The sequence below is a fragment of the Bacillus cereus group sp. MYBK227-1 genome (genome assembly GCF_051916325.1).
Taxonomy (GTDB): domain Bacteria; phylum Bacillota; class Bacilli; order Bacillales; family Bacillaceae_G; genus Bacillus_A; species Bacillus_A cereus.
In genome coordinates this window covers 538,983-556,902 of record NZ_JBQAGK010000001.1, presented here as the reverse complement: position 1 = coordinate 556,902, position 17,920 = coordinate 538,983, and the positions used below count along the sequence as shown (strand labels likewise).

The following is a 17,920-nucleotide window of genomic DNA, read 5'->3' as shown; positions in this document are numbered from 1 at the left end:
TTACTTTTTCGGTTCTGCTTTTTGGCCAAACTCTTTTTCCCATTTTTCTAAAATTTTGTCACGATTTTCTGCTGCCCATTTAAAGTCATTCTTTTTATATAATTTTTCAGTAACATCTTTCGGGAATCCCTCTGGAAGTTTATAATCATTTTTAATTGTCGCAAATCCATTTTTCTCAAAGTATAACTTCATTACATCATCAGTAATTGCCCAATCTAAAAATGCTTGTGCTAATTTATCATTTTTCGCATTATCTTTCTTAATAAGTGCGTTCGCTTCTACTTCCCACCCTAATCCTTCTTTCGGCAGTACAACTTCAACTGGTGCACCTTTTTGTTTCTCTTTTAAAGCACTATAAACCATTGATACACCGACTGGATATTCACCTGCTCCTGCTAATTTCGCTGGTTTTGATCCTGAATGCGTATAACTTGCCATATTATCATGAAGTTTCTTCATGTAATCCCAGCCTTTATCTTCACCCATGATTTGTAGCCATGCAGAAACTGTTAAAAATCCTGTTCCAGATGATGCTGGATGTGGCATAACAAGTGTTCCTTTATACTCTGGTTTCGTTAAATCTTCATATGATTCTGGCATCGGTAAATTTTTCTTCTTTAACTCTTCTTTATTTACAGCAATCCCCGTCATAAATGCAGTATTTCCTACCCATTTTTCAGGTTGCTTATCATCTTTAAATTGTGGAAGAACACGATCTGCTCCTTTTGGAGAGTATCCTTTTAACATATCTTTTTTATCTAAAGCTAATAGACTTGATGCCGCAGTTCCCCATACAACATCTGCTTGTGTATTTTTCCCTTCAGCTAGCAATTTCGCAGTAATAACTCCTGTTGAATCACGTACAATGTTCAATTTCACATCAGGATATTTCTTTTTAAAGGAATCAAGATAAATTGGTACAAGCTCTTCTTCAATTGCTGTGTAAACAGTTAATGATCCAGATAATTTGTCATCTTTCACTTTCGCTCCAGCACTTTCTTCCTTCTTTGCACCACACCCCATTAATAACGAAAATACCATTCCAGTCGCTACAGCTTTAAAGATTGTTTTTTTCACTGTTTCTCTCTCCTTTTACAAATCTTATGTACAACTCAAATATAAACAACTAGTGTAAAAGCAGTATTAAACCAACATTAATCTTTTGTTTGTTGTTTGTTTTTGTGTAATACGTTGCTACTTCTATGTTTTTTCGCATTTTTCTGCTAATAGAAAACACTAAATTTACAAATAATTAAAAAAACCTTTATAATCCCACAAAAAAATGAGGCGTTTGTAAAAAACGCCTCATTTTTGTTTCCCTTTTTTTGAATTACGATTAGCATACTTTGCGCTATTTTCTCCTTCATACTCTAATGCAAATTCTGCATCTGGTAAGCTTTCTTTCGGAGTTTTATTATTATTGATTGCCGCATTTTGTTTCACTTTTCTTTTTACCAATACATTCACCTGCTCTCAAGAAATCACTTTCTACTCTAGTTTGAAACAACTTAAAATAATTATTACTGGCAAGTGTTAACAAGTACATAAGAGGCGTTAGATGGAAATACTACGTATGAAGAAATCATTATAAAAAGGAGCGATAATTTTGAAGAAAAAAGAAAAGATTCAATCACCAATTTTAGACGAAACGCTCCCGCATCAAATGAATTTTCCATCTTTTAAAGGAACAGGAAAAACGATGCAACAACCTTTTGTGAATCAATATGATGTTGTAATTGGAGACAGTAAATATAATTCCGAGAACAGTCCACTTAACAATTGGAGTGATAAAATAGATCCTGCCATTATGGCTGGCGATGAGTGGATCCATCCTACAAATGATATTGGGTGGATTTCAGAAGAAAATCAAGAGTTGCTAAAAAACGAAGCGGATAATAAAAATGAAGCTTTTATGCATCCACAATTTGGAATTAACGACTAAAAAACCATTCTACCTAACGTAGGTAGAATGGTTTCATACTATCCAATAATAATCCGCTCTTTCGGGTATTTATAGCGAGGTGGTTGTTCCCTTCCACCACTAGCTAAAATAAATGTTAAAATACCAACGCGTCCGATAAACATAAGCACAATAAGTACAAGTTTCCCAACAGTTGTTAAATCAGGCGTAACACCTGTTGATAGTCCCGTCGTTCCGAAAGCAGAACAAACTTCAACAATTAAGCTCATAAGCGGTACATTTTCCGTAATAGATAAAATGAATAGCGCAGTAGCACATAACAAAATCCCCATCGTCATAACGACAGATGCTTTCAGTACATCCTCTTCATGTAGCTGACGTTTGAAGACTCTAACTGTTCTACCACCCCTTGCAAAGGTATATAGTGACAATATACTAACAGCAAATGTTGTTGTACGTATTCCGCCCCCAACCGAACTTGGAGATGCCCCTATAAACATTAATATACTCATAAATAAAAGCGTCGGTTGTGACAATTCACGTATATCCATCGTAGCAAGTCCACCACTTCTCGTCGTCACAGATTGGAATAATGTATAAAATACAGTTTCATGCCATGACTTTCCTACTAAAAAATGATTTCTCTCCAGTAAAAAAATCATAATTGTACCAACAACAACGAGTGCAAAAAATGTTGTTGTCGTCAGTTTTGTAAATAATGAAAAACGGAATAATTGTTGTCTCCTTTTACTAAGGAATTGTTTCACTTCCATTAGCACAGGGAAACCAATCGCTCCTAAAATAATTAGTAACATATGAATCATTTGAACAATATAATCTTTTTTATAAGGAATTAATGATTGTCCTGTTAAATCAAATCCGCCGTTCGTAGTCGCACTAACAGCTGCAAAGAAACCGTGAAAATAAGCTTCTTTCCAAGTCGGAAAGTAAAGTAAAAATCTTGTACCTAATAGGATTGCTCCAATAAGTTCTATTGAAATAATTACAATCAAAATAGAACGCATCAATTCTACAAGACCCGATAAATTCCCTTGATTATGGTCTGCCATAATTAATCTTCTTCTTTGCAAACCAATCTTTTTCCCCGTAATGATCCAAACAAATGTACCAAGCGCCATAATTCCTAAGCCGCCTAATTGTAGAATAAGGGCTAAAACAATAATTCCTGCTGTAGTAAACGTATCTGAAATCGTAATAACAGACAGTCCCGTAACGCTTACCGCACTAACCGATGTAAAAAGCGCATCTATAAATGTCCATTTCACACCAGGCTTCGTAACAAACGGTAAACTAAGCAATATCACCGATACAACTACTGCTAACAAATAAAACAAAACGATGAGTTGTACAGGACGTAATTTTTGTAAAAACTTTTTTATATCTCTCATTCCATCACTTCGCTACCTTTTTTCTATCGATTAAATAAAGAAAAATCTTTACTTTCTTTATTTGTAAATAACTGCTCAAATAATTTGGCAAAGACCATTCCATATACAGTTCCATTACCTCCATACGGCAATGCGTAAAACAAATTATGTATCTTTTCGTCTTCTTTTAAAATGGGGAGACCATCATGAGTACCACCAAATGCGGCTGCCCAATAGTAGTCTGCCTGTATATTTTTATACTGCGGGAACATCTCTTTTACAATATTAATAAGGATATCACGCTTATGCAATAATTTCGTATCACCAATTGTTTGAATTTGCAGCGCTTCATCTAATCCGCCTACTATAATGCGGCTTCGATACGTTCGAAAATATAAGTAGGGCCGTGCCGTTTCCCAAATTAACGATCGCTCATGCCAGCCTTCAAACTGATCTATTTCATTTGTTACAATTGCATAAGAGGTGTCTACTGTTGTATTTTTTCTTTCTTTCTTTCCAAAAAGCGCTTCATAACCTGTCGCCATAATAATATTCTTTGCTACAATTTGATTTCCTATTTTCGTGTAACAAATTAAATCATTTTTACGTTTTTTTATATGTATTGCCTCTGTATGTTCATATATATTAGCTCCCATTTGATTTGCTTTATGCAAAAGACTGTGCGCTAATAAATACGGATTCACCTCGGCATCACCGTGTGTATATAATGCCGCTTGTTTTATAAAAGGATAACGTTTCTTAATATCAGATTCTGTAAAATACTCAACAGGAAATCCATAATTCTGCAACGTATTGTACTCCTCTTGTAAAAATGAGACATCCTCACTTTTACTTGCATAATATAAACTACTTCTCGGAATAAAATAGGGATCAATATCGAGAGTAGGTACCACTTTCTCCATTGTCCGTAACGCTTCGTAACACAGTTTATATGCTCGTACCCCTTTTTCTTCACCAAATGTATGGATAAGTGAGGTTAACGATTTATCATGAAGAAACTGTAATACACCTACATTTGCAAATGTACTACCACATGCAATTTCTCTTTTTTCAATAAGCATTACACTCATACCTATTTTCGCTAAAGAATACGCTATATGGGCACCTGCTTCGCCACTTCCGACTACAAGCACATCACATATCATATCATTTCCTAACGGTGGATAACAAGGTACTGAAACTCCTGTATTCCAAAACAACTTACCTGTCATAAGTTTCATAATTATACTCCTAAAATATAAATTTCTCCTTTCTATGTTTTGTTATTTTTCATAAAAAAATCCAACTAACATAGGCTAGTTGGATTTTTTATTTTTAATTAGAACGCTCTTCAAGCCAATTTCCAATCGTCGGATATGTTTGTTTTACAGCTGTTCCACCGTAAACGATAGACATATGCCCTGTTGGTAAACATACATATTGTTTATCTGTGCTAGAAATATGGTCTAGTAATGCTTCTACTTGACATGGCAAAGCGATATGATCACGTTTCCCGGAAATATTTAAGACATTCGCCTTAATATTTGCAAGATCTACCTTTTGTCCGCGAATAACGAGTTCACCCTTAACCAATTTATTATTTTGATAAAAATCACGAATCCACTGTCTGTATGATTCACCTGGGAACGGAATACCATCACCAACCCACTTTTGAACCAATCTCCAGCTTTCGACGAAGCGTTCATTCTCTGAACGATCTACTAGAGCAACATATGGACCAACAAAGTTCGTAATTGGCTTTAACATTTTGTTTCCGAAATCAATCATTTCTGGCGGAATATTTCCAAATGTATCAACCGCTTTATCTAAATTGAAGTATTTCTCATCTAATAAAGGACCATACAATCCTGTTTCAGAGAAATCAAAAGGACTTGTCATGAAAATTAAATTACGAATTGGCATGTGCGGATGAAGCGCTGCATAAATAGAAGTTAGCGTTCCACCCATGCAATAACCAAGTAAAGAAATCTCGTCCGATTTTGCAGTTCGCATTACTTTTTTTACTGCTTTTGCAATATAATCAAACACGAAATCATCAAATTTCAAATGACTATCTTCTAAACCAAATGTGCCCCAATCAAGCATATATACATCAAAACCACGATCCACTAGATATTCCACTAAACTATTTCCAGGAGTTAAATCCATAATATATGGTTTATTAATAAGAGCATATATTAACAGAATTGGAACTCTTTGTGTTTTTTCTTGTTTTGGAATGTAGCGATAAAGCTTCGTCTTATTCTTCGTCCAAATAACCTCTTTCGGCGTTAATCCGACTTGCGGCTCTGGTTCACGTAATAAAATTTCACTCGCCCTTTTCACTCGGCGGTATGCTTTTCGGTACTCTTCTGGGTATAGCTCTAATTGCTTTTCCCATTCTGTTGCGAATGTAGTCATTTTTCTATCTCCTTTTTGGTCGATTTCCTTCTTAAAAAAAAAGAAGTGCATTCCTGCTATGGATATGCACTTTTTTCTTACTTCATTACATATATAATCCGCCGTTAATGTTTAATTGTTGACCTGTGATATACGCACCGTCACGGCATAGGTATACTACACCTTTTGCAATTTCATCAGCTTGACCAAAACGTTTTTTCGGGATTTTTGCAACGATTTTTTGACGTACTTCTTCTGGTACTTCTGCTACCATTTCAGTATCAATAAATCCTGGGCAAATAGCATTTACAGTGACATTTGTTTTTGCAAGTTCTAACGCTAATGATTTTGTAAATCCTAACATACCCGCTTTTGCTGCTGAGTAGTTTGTTTGGCCAAATCCACCTGCTTGACCAATAATAGAAGAAATGCTAATAATTCTTCCTTCTTCTGCTTCCGTTATGTATGGAAGAACCGCACTTGTCGTATTAAATACGCTGCTTAAATTCACGTCAATTACGCGCTCCCAATCTTCACGATTTAACTTTTTGAATGTACGGTCTCTTGTAATACCAGCATTATTAACAAGAATATCAACTTTACCAAAATGATTCACAGTTTCTTCTACAAGTCGGTTTGCATCTTCTACTTTAGAAACATCCGCTTGCACTGCATAAACGTCATGTCCTTCTTTTCCTAATTCATTTACTAAATTTTCAGCTGCTTCTTTACTGCTATTATAGTTAATAACTACTTTCGCTCCCTCTTGTGCTAATGCTACTGTAATTGCTTTTCCAATTCCTTTTGCTCCACCTGTTACGATTGCTACTTTTCCATTTAATTGAACCATTTCTTTTCCCCCTTAAATGAATTTGTGAACGATTGTTATGAATCATTTTGGTACTCATACTATAGAGTCCATATATAATTATGTTTCGCTGTTTATACGTGAAAAGAGATTCTCCCTCTCTCTTTTATCTGTTATAAACAAGCGCTTTTATCATTTTTTATTTTCTGGTTTATTCGCAGGCTTTACCTCTTCTTTTACAGGTACTTGTAGTTTAGCTAGTACTGCATTTTGCTTTTCTAGCAATTCTAAAATTTGATCTACTTTTGTTTCAAGCGTACGAATATCTTGTTTTACTTTCGTTACATCACGCTTTAATGTAGGAGCTTGCCCTAAAGAATCTACTTTCTCCTCTAGAAACTCCTCAATGTTATCTACTTTATTTTCTAAGTTAATAACAAGCGTAGCCACTCTTGCGATATCCTCTTTCGTCGGCACATTTACTTGTTCTAAATAGTTTTTTGTCGTATCATTTAATGCTTTTTGATAAAACAAATTCAAATCTAGAACGCTGCCCATCCAAGCAGAATATTCTTCTGTTTTAATTGTTTCATTGAGCGCTTTTCCCCAAAATGTTTCGGTTTGTTCATAAGCATTTTTCCATGCTTGTAGTGGATCGAATTTTTGATCAATCACTTTACCTACACTCCCTTTTTCGTTTTTGAAACAATTCAACCTATTCACTATTTTCTAATATTCTGAATAAAACTTCAAGTCTATATTTTATTTTTTTCTATTTTCTAACAAATGTGTTGACTTTAAAAACAGATAGGTGTAAATTGCACTTATAAGCAAAAAATTCCATCTAACTGATTCATGAGGTGATGCACAATCATGCTACAAAATGAACCAGAACAACGCGAAAGTTTGGAGAGCAACCAAGCGAAACAACCAAACTCCATGCCAAAAAACTTCTTAGTTCCCTTCTTACTTCTCTGTCTAAAAGACTGGAGTCTTCATGGTTACAAACTTATTCAAATGCTAATGGATATCGGCTTTTCTTCTGTTGACCAAGGTAATGTTTATAGAACACTACGCAAATTAGAAAAAGAAAACCTTATTTCTTCTACTTGGGATACAAGCGATGGAGGGCCGGCAAAAAGAATTTATTCTTTAACTGAATATGGAGAGCAATATTTAACAACATGTGCGACTTCTTTTGAACATTATCAAAATATGTTGCGAACGTTTTTCACGTTATACACCAATGCATTCTTTCCATTTTCTACTTCTCCAGAAAAGGATGAAAAGGATTCTTCATCTTCACCTGGTGGTACAGCAGAGTAATCTGCGTTCACAATATGCAAAAAAACATTTGGGGGTCAAACAATGGAAACTAAACCATACGAATTAGTCGATGCATTTTGGAAAAACTGGTCTCAATCACTTTCCCTTTTCTCTTCAGCTGGGAAGCAATTAGAGCAACTTACTTTAGAAACATTAAAACAACAACAAGACGCTTTGCATAAATTAACATCAGGAGTAGATGAACTAGAAAAAGAACTACAACAACTCACTGCTCAGTTCAATAACCAATATACAGATTACGTGAAACAATTAACTGGAAACTCCTTAAATGATCAAATTAACGAGTGGCAGGACAAATGGAAGGAACTTTCTGCTCATATGCATCAGCTTACTGTTTCTCCTACAAAAACATCATTGTCAATTCTTACCCAAACAAGCGGCCAATTTGAAGAAACAACAAAACAATTTATTGAGCAACAACAATTACAACGTGAAGAGGCTCAAAAACAGTTAGAGGGTTTTTTGGAAGAGTTCAAGTCAAAACAGTTGGAACTCGCAAAAAAGTTCGAGGAAAACTCAAAAAATCTATTTACTTCCATCAAGTAAGAAAAATGTGGGAGCTAACCGCAGCACAAACAAAACTCTTTCTTCCTCCTACTACATCAAGATGGCTAACATTTTTCGATATGGAAAAGAAGGAGGACAAAATGAATCCATTTCAAGAAGCACAAACTGTTCCGGAGCTTCGCTATGATGAGATTCAAGTCGGTGATCAAGCATCCCTTACAAAAACAATTACAGATGAAGATGTTATCAATTTTGCAAAATTGACTGGGGATGTGAATCCTATTCACATTTTAGATTCTTTTGCAAAAACGACAATGTTTAAAGAACGTATTGCTCACGGTATGCTCGTTTCGAGTTTTATTTCTACCATCCTTGGAACGAAACTCCCAGGCAAAAATACGATTTATTTATCCCAAAATGTTTCATTCCGTGCCCCTGTCAAAATCGGTGATACACTTCGCGTTGTGGCAGAGGTTATTAAGAAGCGTGATGATAAAAAAATCATTACGCTGCAAACAAACATATATAATCAATCAGATGATATTGTCGTGGAAGGAACAGCGACAATACTAAAAAAAGAGTAGCAAATTTGCTACTCTTTTTTCTATCCAAGAACTTCTAATCGCACCGATTACTTCCGCGTATGAGTACGTCGTTTCCACATAAAATAACGTTACCAGTTTAGATAAGAACTTAGCTGAACTGGACTACTCATAAGGATGTGTATCAACATGGTAAAAACAAACAAATTATTAGTTCCAGGTGCAGAACAAGCACTTGAACAATTTAAATATGAAATTGCACAAGAATTTGGTGTAAGCTTAGGATCTAATACAGCATCTCGTTCTAACGGTTCAGTTGGCGGTGAAGTAACAAAACGTCTTGTTGCTTTAGCTCAACAACAATTACGTGGATAATAATATAACATATGGCTTAGAGGCAGATATTCTCTGCCTCTTTCTATTTTCAACATACATAATGGTGCTTTTTCACATACTAATCAAAACGAAAGGAGCGATCTGTAAAATGAAACGGATTAATATTAGCATGAGCCCTCCCCGCGTTCTTACTTTGTCTTTTCTTGTATTATCAGTTGTCGGCACATGTTTATTAAAACTACCCATTGCTACGACAACTTCCATTTCATGGCTCGATGCCTTATTTACAACCGTTTCCGCTTGTACTGTTACTGGACTTGGTGTTGTAGATACTGGAAAAGTATTTACTTTGTTTGGACAATGTGTCATTTTAACGCTTATACAAGTTGGCGGGCTTGGCATTATGAGCTTTGCTGTCTTAATTGCGATTATGCTCGGAAGAAAAATCGGTCTTCAAAATCGAATTTTACTGCAACAAGCATTAAATCAAACGAATATCGGCGGCATCATCCGTCTTGCCAAAGCATTATTTTTATTCTCTTTTACAGTCGAATGTATCGCTACTATAATTCTTTCTTTTGAATGGGTACCAAAATATGGGGTTATGAAAGGGATCTATTATAGTTTTTTCCATTCAATCTCAGCCTTTAACAATGCTGGCTTTTCTGTGTGGAGCGATAATTTAATGTCCCATTCTCATAGCATTCTTGTCAATCTCGTCATTTCCTCTCTCATCATCTTAGGGGGAATTGGTTTTACAGTAATCGTAGACATAAAAAGAAAGAAAAACTTTAAAAACCTTACACTACATTCAAAACTTATGCTCTCTTCTACTCTAATCGTCAACATTATTGCTACCCTTTTTATTTTTATATTCGAGTTCCATAACTCCCTTTCTATGAGAGGTTTTACCCCATTTGAAGAAGGATTGGCCTCTTATTTTCAAGCAATTTCAACGCGAACTGCCGGGTTTAATACTGTTGATATTTCTACATTGTCAAAACCTTCTCTCCTATTAATGATGCTCCTTATGTTTATTGGTGCTGGTAGCGCTTCAACTGGTGGTGGGATTAAGTTAACAACATTTTTAATCATATTTTTTGGCGTATTTAAATTTTTACAAGAACAAGAGGATATTGTCGTATTTAAAAAATCCATTAAAGATACTCTCATTGTCAAATCATTAACCATTACTATTATTTCCATTTCATTTATCTTTTTTGCTATTTTAATTTTGAGTATTACTGAGCGAGTTCCTCTATTGATGAGTGCTTTCGAAGTATTTTCAGCATTTGGGACTGTTGGCCTCAGTATGAATTTAACACCCCACTTAACTATAATCGGAAAAGCTATTATTATCTTTATGATGTTTTTCGGGAAAATGGGTCCTTTAACATTGGCTTTTTCATTTGCTCGTAAAAAGAACCTGAAAATAAAATATCCGAATGAAGATATTTTAACAGGTTGACAACCGTATAAATTATCCATATAATGAGAATACAATAACATATCTCCAAAGGGGAGTAGCGTCCAAGAATATTTCTTGGAAACAAAGTCGTCATTACGTAGAACTTAGTTCTTCCGGCTTTGTTGGCATTTTTTATTACATATGTCTAGCAAGACCTTTGCCTATTAACGGCAGAGGTCTTTTTTGCATTCACTTCCAGATTTTTCCAAAGTTAATAGGCAGGAGTATGGGGAAACTAAATAGTGGGGAAATTCTTCACTTATTTAGAACTTATAGAAATGAGAGGAGAATGTACATGGATGTATCATTATTATTGGAGTATGGTTGGGTATTACTCATCCTAATTGCACTTGAAGGGATTTTAGCGGCTGATAACGCTCTTGTTCTTGCAATTATGGTAAAACATTTACCAGAAGAAAAACGAAAGAAAGCACTATTTTATGGATTAGCGGGGGCATTTGTTTTCCGATTTGGATCGTTATTTATGATTTCGTTCTTAGTCGATGTATGGCAAGTGCAAGCAATCGGTGCCATCTACCTTATGTTTATCGCTGGTAATCACTTATTTAAAACATATGTTAAAAAGAATACAGATGAAGAAACAGAAGAAAAAGAAGCAAAGAAAAAACAAGAGAACTTTTGGTGGACTGTATTTAAAGTTGAGGTTGCTGATATCGCCTTCGCAGTTGATTCAATTTTAGCTGCTGTTGCACTAGCAATGACTTTACCAAAAACAGGATTAGGTACAATTGGTAGTCTTGATACTGGGCAATTCGCTGTTATCTTTGTAGGTGGACTTATCGGATTAATCATTATGCGATTTGCAGCAACTGCTTTCGTACAAATCTTAAAACGTAAACCAGGACTTGAAACCGCAGCATTCTTAATTGTAGGTTGGGTTGGTGTGAAGCTAGCAGTTTATACATTAGCACACCCTGCATTAAATGTAATTCCACATTCATTCCCAGAATCCACTCCGTGGAAGCTTACATTCTGGATTGTATTAGTCGGAATCGCAGTTGGTGGTTGGTTCTTCTCAAAAGAAGTAGAAGTAAAAGTAGAAAAGAATTTAGACGAAAAAGCGCTGTAATTACAGCGCTTTTTCTTTTTTCTTTCTTCCTCTCAATGTCCAGAAAAAATTACATTATACTACCTTTTGTAAACGTTTTCTTAATGTATGTATGTCCTTTTTGTGAAACATTGCACAAACTTATTGAAAGTGAGAACAATTCCATGTACTTTATTCATATAAGGAGTATTTATAGAAGATTTACTAAAGGAGCGTATTACTCATGCTAGAACAAGGACTAGATTATGTTGTCAAACTGGCTAAAAGCAAAAAGAAAATACTAGATACAAACCCAATGCAATATTTCATTCGTGCTGCACTTGCGGGTATTTATATCGGTTTTATTATTGTACTATGTTTTAAATTAGGTAACTTTTTTCACATTGCAGATTCACCAGCAACTTATTTAGCTGCTTCTATGTTTTTCGGGATTGCTCTCGTACTTATTATATATGGCGGTGCTGAATTGTTTACTGGGAACACAATGTACTTTACTGTAGCAACTTTAAGAAAAGAAACAACGATTTCTGATACACTACGTAACTGGGTTGCTTGTTATGCAGGTAACTTAGCCGGCGCGTTATTCTTTGCCTTACTATTTTACGCAACTGGAATTTTTGAAGCAATTGATCACGGTCACTTAATGAATAAAGTCGTTGAAGGAAAGATGAACACACCTACAATGCAGTTATTCTTTAAAGCCATTTTATGTAACTGGCTCGTATGTCTTGCTTGTTTCTTACCTTCTCAGGTTAAAGGTGACACAGCAAAAATAATAGTCATGATGCTACTTGTTTTCACATTCTTCTTATCTGGTTACGAACATAGTATTGCAAACTTATCACTCTTTGCTTTATCTTTAGTTTCACCGCATCCTGAGACAATTTCTTTTTCAGGTGCTATTCATAACTTAATTCCTGTTACAATCGGTAACATTATTGGCGGATCAGTATTTGTCGGTATGGTATACCACTACTTAACAAAGAAAACACCTGAAGTTCAACAGGAAGAAACTGAAATCGCAGTAGCTCAACAAGAAGAGATTATTCCTTTACAAGCACATATGAAACATTAAAAACTCCAAAGTTTTACTTTGGAGTTTTTAGCTTCCCACGTATTTAACAACAAGGTGAGGATTAATTTCTCCTTCTTCCTTTCCCTTATCCATTCTCTGTTTCATCTTGTGCATACCGATGACATCATTCGTATGAAGGTGAATTTCATTTACATATAATCCCTCTGTACAAAAAGCTTCTACAAAATCTAGTCCATTTTTTGCTCCCCAGCCCATATTATAATCAAGGGAAAGAATATTCACATCATAATCCCGAACCATTTGCAAGGCACATTCTACTGTAGTTGCGGACACATACCCGAACGGGCAACTTCTTTGATCATCCATATATACGTTCATTTTCGATTCCCTCTCTAATTTGAATAAACAGCTAATACATAGCACATTGCCCCAAGACTAATAAAAGGACCAAATGGAATTGGCTTTCGTACTTCTATACGTTTTAATCCGATACCAATCCCGAAAAAACAAAGACTAAAACAAGATGCTAAAAATAAAACGATAAAAACGCCCTTCACTCCTACTATAAAACCAAGTAACGAAAGTAGTTTTATATCTCCTCCGCCAAGCCCTTCTGGATATATCTTTTGCATGCAATATAACAAAAGGAATATAACACCACTACCAACTATACTATCTGTCCAAGTAACTAATTGTACAAAAACACTTTCGAGAATGAGTAAAACCGCAAACGAAATTAAAATACAATCAGGAATTAACATATATAAGTAATCTGTAACTGAAATAATAAGAAGTAGCGAAAAAAGGGATAAAATGATAATAAGTTCTTGTTCTATTCCAATCATATACACGGTAAGAAGAAATATACTTCCTGTTATACATTCAAATGCTACATATATAATTGGAATTTTCCTCTTACAATTCGTACAACAGCCTCTTTGTATATAAAATGAAATGATGGGGATTAGTTCTTTTGGCCTTAGCACATATTTGCAATAATAACAATGTGAACGCGGGGTAATAATAGACGCACCTAATGGAACCCTCACCGCAACTAACATAAAAAAAGAACCAAACACCATCCCTGCTAACAGTGCATATAAATAAGTGAACATCCCTTCCTCTCCTTTCCCAAAAAACATAGCAAAAAAAGGAGAGAACTTCTACTTCATATTATCCTTTATTCTACTAAAAAAGCAGGCCATTTTCTGGCCTGCTTTCCCCTCTTTTATACGATGAAATATACTGCTTTTAATGGTCCATGTACTCCGACAACAAGATTCATCTCAATGTCAGCCGAGTTACTTGGCCCTGTAATAAAGTTAATACAAGATGCCGCTGTCTCCCCATTTTCTACGCGTGAGTTCATATCCTGAACTGCTTGTGTAATACGAGGCACAAGTGTTTCACGTGGAATAATAGCAAAATATACAGTCGGTAAAAAGTGTAAAGAACGTCCCTGCCCTTTATGACTTTGTACAACAATTGTACCAGATTCGGCTAATGTATAATCACTAAATGCAATACCAATATTCGCTTTTTCAGCTAAACGCATATTTTCGTCTTTTCTCTCTGGATCCCATACGTTTACTTCAACGTCTCGCTTTGGAAGTTCTTCTTTAAATAAAGATGTTAAACCATATGCATCAAAACGATCATCTGCTGATAATAAAATAGGTCCCCCGCCGTTTTCCATGATTACTTTTTGAAGGTCTTCACCTAAACGGTCATTTGTCGTTTCTACTACAGTTGTATGAATGTTTGTACATTGCTTTTTAAACACTTCTAGTAATTCTTCTTGTGAATAATCTTTTAACGTTTCTATATTCACATTACTTTTCCATACTGGACGCTCTACACCTTCTGTTTTACGTGCGCGCCCAAGTTCTTTTGCAATGTTATCTAGAAAGGCATCACGGTTTTGAATTAATCCTGTCATTATTTATCCCCGCCTTTCTTATGATCTTTATACCAATCACGGAATCGTTCTTTACTTGGAGCTGGGAATTCACGAATATCCGTCCAGTTTTTAAGTGGTCCAACACCTTTTGATACACGATTACCAGATGTAAATGGACTCATTGCCGCTGGTGCCATTTTTGAACCCATTTTATATAAAGCAGCTGAAGAAGCACCCATACTAAACATTTTCATCGCTAGTTTTTCTGCAAGTGGTGCACGACCTTCTTGCTCAACGATGACTTGACGATGTTTTAATAATAAATCATGCAACGGAATTTTTACTGGACAAGCTTCTGTACATGCTCCGCATAAACTAGATGCATAAGGAAGCTCTTTGTAATCATCATATCCACCTAGAAGCGGTGTTAATACCGCACCGATTGGTCCTGAGTAAATCGATCCATATGAATGTCCACCAACGTGACGATATACAGGACATACGTTAACACAAGCAGCGCAACGAATACATTGTAATACGGAACGGAATTCAGATCCAAGAATTTGAGAGCGACCATTATCAACAACCACTAAATGGAATTCTTCAGGTCCATCAACTTCCTCTTCTTGAATTGGTCCTGCTACTGTTACATAACTTGTTAATTTTTGACCTACTGCACTACGACATAGTAAACCAACTAAAACATCTAATTCTTCCATTGTCGGAACCATACGTTCCATACCCATTACCGCAATTTGTGTTTTAGGAATTGACATAACAAGATCTGCATTACCTTCATTCGTTACTAAACAAAGAGATCCAGTATTGGCAACAGCAAAGTTACAACCAGTTACACCAATTTCTGCATCCATAAATTTCTCACGAAGTTGTTTACGAACAAACTTTGTCATTTCATATGGGTCATCAGAATTTTCATAGCCTAGCTTTTCTTTAAATACATCGCGAATTTGCGTTCTATTTTTATGAAGTGCAGGTGCAATAATATGTGAAGGTGGATCATTATCTACTTGCAAGATATACTCTCCTAAGTCACTCTCTAATACTTCACAGCCAATCTCTTCAAGCGCATGGTTCATACTAATTTCTTCTGTTACCATCGACTTTGATTTTACTACTTTTTTCGCTTGTTTCTTTTTGGCAACGTCTTGAATATACTTTGCAGCTTCCTCTTTCGTCTTCGCAAAGTACACGTGCCCGCCTCTTTTTGATACATTTTCACTTAACTGCATTAAGTAATAATCCAGATTTTCTAACGTATGTTGACGAATTTGTTCACCTAGTTCACGCCACTCTTCCCAGTTTCCTAATTCATCTGCAGCTTTTAAGCGATTCGTATATAAACGCGTTTGTGCAGAAGATACTGCTCCGCGCATAAACGAATCTTGAATTCCATCACCAACGCGATCATTAAATTTTTTCTCACTGATTTTCATAGACATAGCTTATGTTCCCCCTTCATGAGCGACTATTCAGTACCTCAGCAATATGCATTACTTTTACTTCTTTTCCTAAACGCTCAATACGTCCGCCAATGTTTAACAAACACCCACAATCTGCACCGATTAAATAATCTGCACCTGTTTCCATGACACTATCTACTTTTTCGTCTACCATTTGCTCAGAAATTGGAGTCATCTTAACTGAAAACGTTCCCCCAAACCCGCAACAATTTTGCACGTTTGGCAAATCTCTCACAGTTAATCCTTTTACATTTGATAATAAAATTCCTGGTGCTTCTTTTACTCCAAGCATACGCGTCATATGACATGATTTATGAATAGTAGCTATCCCTGGTAAACTTGCACCAACATCTGTAACTTTTAAAACATCTACAATAAACTGTGTAAATTCATAAGTTTTATCAGCAACTTTTTGTGCACGTTTAGCCCACTTTGGATCATCTTTGAAAACATGCGGATACTCATGAAACATTGTCGCACAAGAACCAGATGGCGTAACAATATATTCTGCATCTTCAAAAGTTTCAATCATATGTTTCATCGCTTCTTTTGCTGCTTCTACATGGCCGCTATTATAAGCAGGCTGCCCACAACAAACTTGTGCTTCTGGAAATTCAATTTCACAACCTAAACGCTCCAACACTTCAACTGTTGCTTTGCCGACATTTGTTTCAAACATATCGACTAAACAAGTAACAAATAAAGTAACTTTCATAACTATTACTCCCCCTTTTTACAACTTCACCAACAAACATATGGTCATCAGATGACTTAGTAGAGAAGAAATAGGCTCAACCATGGCCTATCCTCTCCCTCTTCTAAAGAAAACGCTTACTTAATCTTTCTCTATTTTATCAGAAAATTAAATTTTTAAAAGATTAAATTACGAATTTATATCGTTTTTACCTGTGACAATATGTTCTACATTTGTTAAATGATCTAGCATTGCTTGCTGCGCTAATTCTACATCTTGTTTTAACACCGCATCATATATAACTTGATGCTCTTCTATAAGTCGTTCTGATGTCGTTTGTTCACCATATAAAATAATGCGTCTTGATTCACCAATTGTTTCAGCAATCATCTCTGAAACATGATTCATGAGTTCAAGCAAAATGTTATTATGCGAAGACTCTGCAATTCCCATATGAAATTGAAAATCGGCTTTTTCGCCAGCCTTTTCATCTCCAATGCTCTTTGCCATTTCATCTAACCAATGTTTCATATTTTGTAAGTTATCTTCCGTACGTTTTGCCGCCGCTACTCGAACTGCCCCCACTTCAAGCACCTTTCGTACTTCTAATAAATTCAAAATATCTTCTTTCTTCATTAATAATCTATTGTTTAATGATTTCGTTAATGAAGAAGAATCGAAGTTCTTCACATATGTACCTTCTCCTTGTTTCATCTCAATTAAGCCCATCGCTCTTAGCGCACTTAGCGCTTCACGAACAGCAGATCTGCCAACTTGAAACTGCTCAGCTAATTGATGCACAGGGAGTAGTTTGTCACCAGGTTTTAACGTACCATTTTTAATCATTGTTAAAATAGCTTCAGATACTTCTTCGTAAATTTTTTTCGGTTTAATAGATTTGTACTCCAGTTAAATCACCTCAGTATCTTCCAAACAACAATTGAAACGATTTATAAGAACTTTGCATCATAACTATTTTAGACCGAATTGATAAGAAGTACAAATGTTTTGTTCATAAAATAG

General features: G+C 35.4%; 21 protein-coding genes. 8 read left to right on the top strand and 13 right to left on the bottom strand.

Annotated features, from left to right (window positions below; genetic code table 11):
* The gene (locus ACTFRM_RS03025; protein ID WP_000750893.1) at positions 1-1,077 is read right to left on the bottom strand and encodes a putative 2-aminoethylphosphonate ABC transporter substrate-binding protein; all 1,077 of its coding nucleotides are present in this window, start codon (positions 1,075-1,077) and stop codon (positions 1-3) included.
* A gap of 228 nt (positions 1,078-1,305) precedes the next feature.
* Complete coding sequence (locus ACTFRM_RS03020; protein WP_000240799.1) at positions 1,306-1,458, bottom strand: hypothetical protein; 153 nt, start codon at positions 1,456-1,458, stop codon at positions 1,306-1,308.
* 148 nt (positions 1,459-1,606) lie between these two features.
* On the opposite strand from ACTFRM_RS03020, the gene ACTFRM_RS03015 reads away from it, so the two are divergent.
* Positions 1,607-1,942 carry a DUF3905 domain-containing protein gene (locus ACTFRM_RS03015; RefSeq protein WP_000726025.1) on the top strand — a complete coding sequence of 112 codons (336 nt, stop codon included), beginning with the start codon at positions 1,607-1,609 and terminating at the stop codon, positions 1,940-1,942.
* 38 nt (positions 1,943-1,980) lie between these two features.
* Here the strand turns inward: ACTFRM_RS03015 and ACTFRM_RS03010 are convergent, their stop codons facing one another.
* The 5 genes from ACTFRM_RS03010 to phaR form a co-directional block, all read right to left on the bottom strand.
* Positions 1,981-3,330 (bottom strand): TrkH family potassium uptake protein, encoded by a 1,350-nt coding sequence (locus tag ACTFRM_RS03010; protein WP_001204705.1) that lies wholly within the window; start codon positions 3,328-3,330, stop codon positions 1,981-1,983.
* Between the two features lie 23 nt (positions 3,331-3,353).
* On the bottom strand, positions 3,354-4,550 hold the full coding sequence (locus ACTFRM_RS03005; protein ID WP_000772574.1) for an NAD(P)/FAD-dependent oxidoreductase: 1,197 nt from the start codon (positions 4,548-4,550) through the stop codon (positions 3,354-3,356).
* A gap of 94 nt (positions 4,551-4,644) precedes the next feature.
* Positions 4,645-5,730: a class III poly(R)-hydroxyalkanoic acid synthase subunit PhaC gene (gene phaC / locus ACTFRM_RS03000; RefSeq protein ID WP_000206336.1), complete on the bottom strand. Its 1,086-nt coding sequence runs from the start codon at positions 5,728-5,730 to the stop codon at positions 4,645-4,647.
* A gap of 85 nt (positions 5,731-5,815) precedes the next feature.
* The gene (locus ACTFRM_RS02995) at positions 5,816-6,559 is read right to left on the bottom strand and encodes an acetoacetyl-CoA reductase (protein WP_000250414.1); all 744 of its coding nucleotides are present in this window, start codon (positions 6,557-6,559) and stop codon (positions 5,816-5,818) included.
* A gap of 150 nt (positions 6,560-6,709) precedes the next feature.
* Positions 6,710-7,192, bottom strand: a complete 483-nt coding sequence (gene phaR, locus ACTFRM_RS02990) for a polyhydroxyalkanoic acid synthase subunit PhaR (protein WP_000566942.1) — start codon at positions 7,190-7,192, stop codon at positions 6,710-6,712.
* A gap of 198 nt (positions 7,193-7,390) precedes the next feature.
* On the opposite strand from phaR, the gene phaQ reads away from it, so the two are divergent.
* The 7 genes from phaQ (at position 7,391) to ACTFRM_RS02955 (ending at position 12,861) form a co-directional block, all read left to right on the top strand.
* The gene (gene phaQ, locus ACTFRM_RS02985; protein WP_000939955.1) at positions 7,391-7,843 is read left to right on the top strand and encodes a poly-beta-hydroxybutyrate-responsive repressor; all 453 of its coding nucleotides are present in this window, start codon (positions 7,391-7,393) and stop codon (positions 7,841-7,843) included.
* 42 nt (positions 7,844-7,885) lie between these two features.
* Entirely contained in the window at positions 7,886-8,410 is a 525-nt protein-coding gene (gene phaP, locus ACTFRM_RS02980; RefSeq protein WP_000448594.1) for a polyhydroxyalkanoic acid inclusion protein PhaP, read from the top strand.
* A 101-nt stretch (positions 8,411-8,511) separates the two neighbouring features.
* Entirely contained in the window at positions 8,512-8,955 is a 444-nt protein-coding gene (locus ACTFRM_RS02975) for a MaoC family dehydratase (RefSeq protein ID WP_001067916.1), read from the top strand.
* Between the two features lie 147 nt (positions 8,956-9,102).
* Positions 9,103-9,288: an alpha/beta-type small acid-soluble spore protein gene (locus ACTFRM_RS02970; protein ID WP_000241212.1), complete on the top strand. Its 186-nt coding sequence runs from the start codon at positions 9,103-9,105 to the stop codon at positions 9,286-9,288.
* Between the two features lie 109 nt (positions 9,289-9,397).
* Entirely contained in the window at positions 9,398-10,717 is a 1,320-nt protein-coding gene (locus ACTFRM_RS02965; protein WP_000822360.1) for a TrkH family potassium uptake protein, read from the top strand.
* Positions 10,718-11,012: 295 nt separating this feature from the next.
* Positions 11,013-11,807: a TerC family protein gene (locus ACTFRM_RS02960; protein ID WP_000383314.1), complete on the top strand. Its 795-nt coding sequence runs from the start codon at positions 11,013-11,015 to the stop codon at positions 11,805-11,807.
* A 202-nt stretch (positions 11,808-12,009) separates the two neighbouring features.
* Complete coding sequence (locus tag ACTFRM_RS02955) at positions 12,010-12,861, top strand: formate/nitrite transporter family protein (protein ID WP_000893025.1); 852 nt, start codon at positions 12,010-12,012, stop codon at positions 12,859-12,861.
* A 27-nt stretch (positions 12,862-12,888) separates the two neighbouring features.
* On the opposite strand, the gene ACTFRM_RS02950 is transcribed toward ACTFRM_RS02955, so the two are convergent.
* From ACTFRM_RS02950 to ACTFRM_RS02925, 6 genes are all read right to left on the bottom strand, one after another.
* On the bottom strand, positions 12,889-13,200 hold the full coding sequence (locus ACTFRM_RS02950) for a cyclic-phosphate processing receiver domain-containing protein (protein ID WP_001103770.1): 312 nt from the start codon (positions 13,198-13,200) through the stop codon (positions 12,889-12,891).
* Positions 13,201-13,214: 14 nt separating this feature from the next.
* Positions 13,215-13,937, bottom strand: coding sequence for a prepilin peptidase (locus tag ACTFRM_RS02945; protein ID WP_000495723.1), 723 nt, complete (start codon positions 13,935-13,937; stop codon positions 13,215-13,217).
* A gap of 113 nt (positions 13,938-14,050) precedes the next feature.
* Positions 14,051-14,761, bottom strand: coding sequence for a LutC/YkgG family protein (locus tag ACTFRM_RS02940; RefSeq protein WP_000147187.1), 711 nt, complete (start codon positions 14,759-14,761; stop codon positions 14,051-14,053).
* The gene (locus tag ACTFRM_RS02935) at positions 14,761-16,182 is read right to left on the bottom strand and encodes a LutB/LldF family L-lactate oxidation iron-sulfur protein (RefSeq protein ID WP_000061930.1); all 1,422 of its coding nucleotides are present in this window, start codon (positions 16,180-16,182) and stop codon (positions 14,761-14,763) included. The genes ACTFRM_RS02940 and ACTFRM_RS02935 overlap by 1 nt, the downstream gene beginning before the upstream one ends.
* Before the next feature lie 16 nt (positions 16,183-16,198).
* Entirely contained in the window at positions 16,199-16,918 is a 720-nt protein-coding gene (locus ACTFRM_RS02930; protein ID WP_000869148.1) for a (Fe-S)-binding protein, read from the bottom strand.
* 168 nt (positions 16,919-17,086) lie between these two features.
* Positions 17,087-17,776 (bottom strand): FadR/GntR family transcriptional regulator, encoded by a 690-nt coding sequence (locus tag ACTFRM_RS02925; RefSeq protein WP_254904515.1) that lies wholly within the window; start codon positions 17,774-17,776, stop codon positions 17,087-17,089.
* Positions 17,777-17,920: the final 144 nt, after the last annotated feature.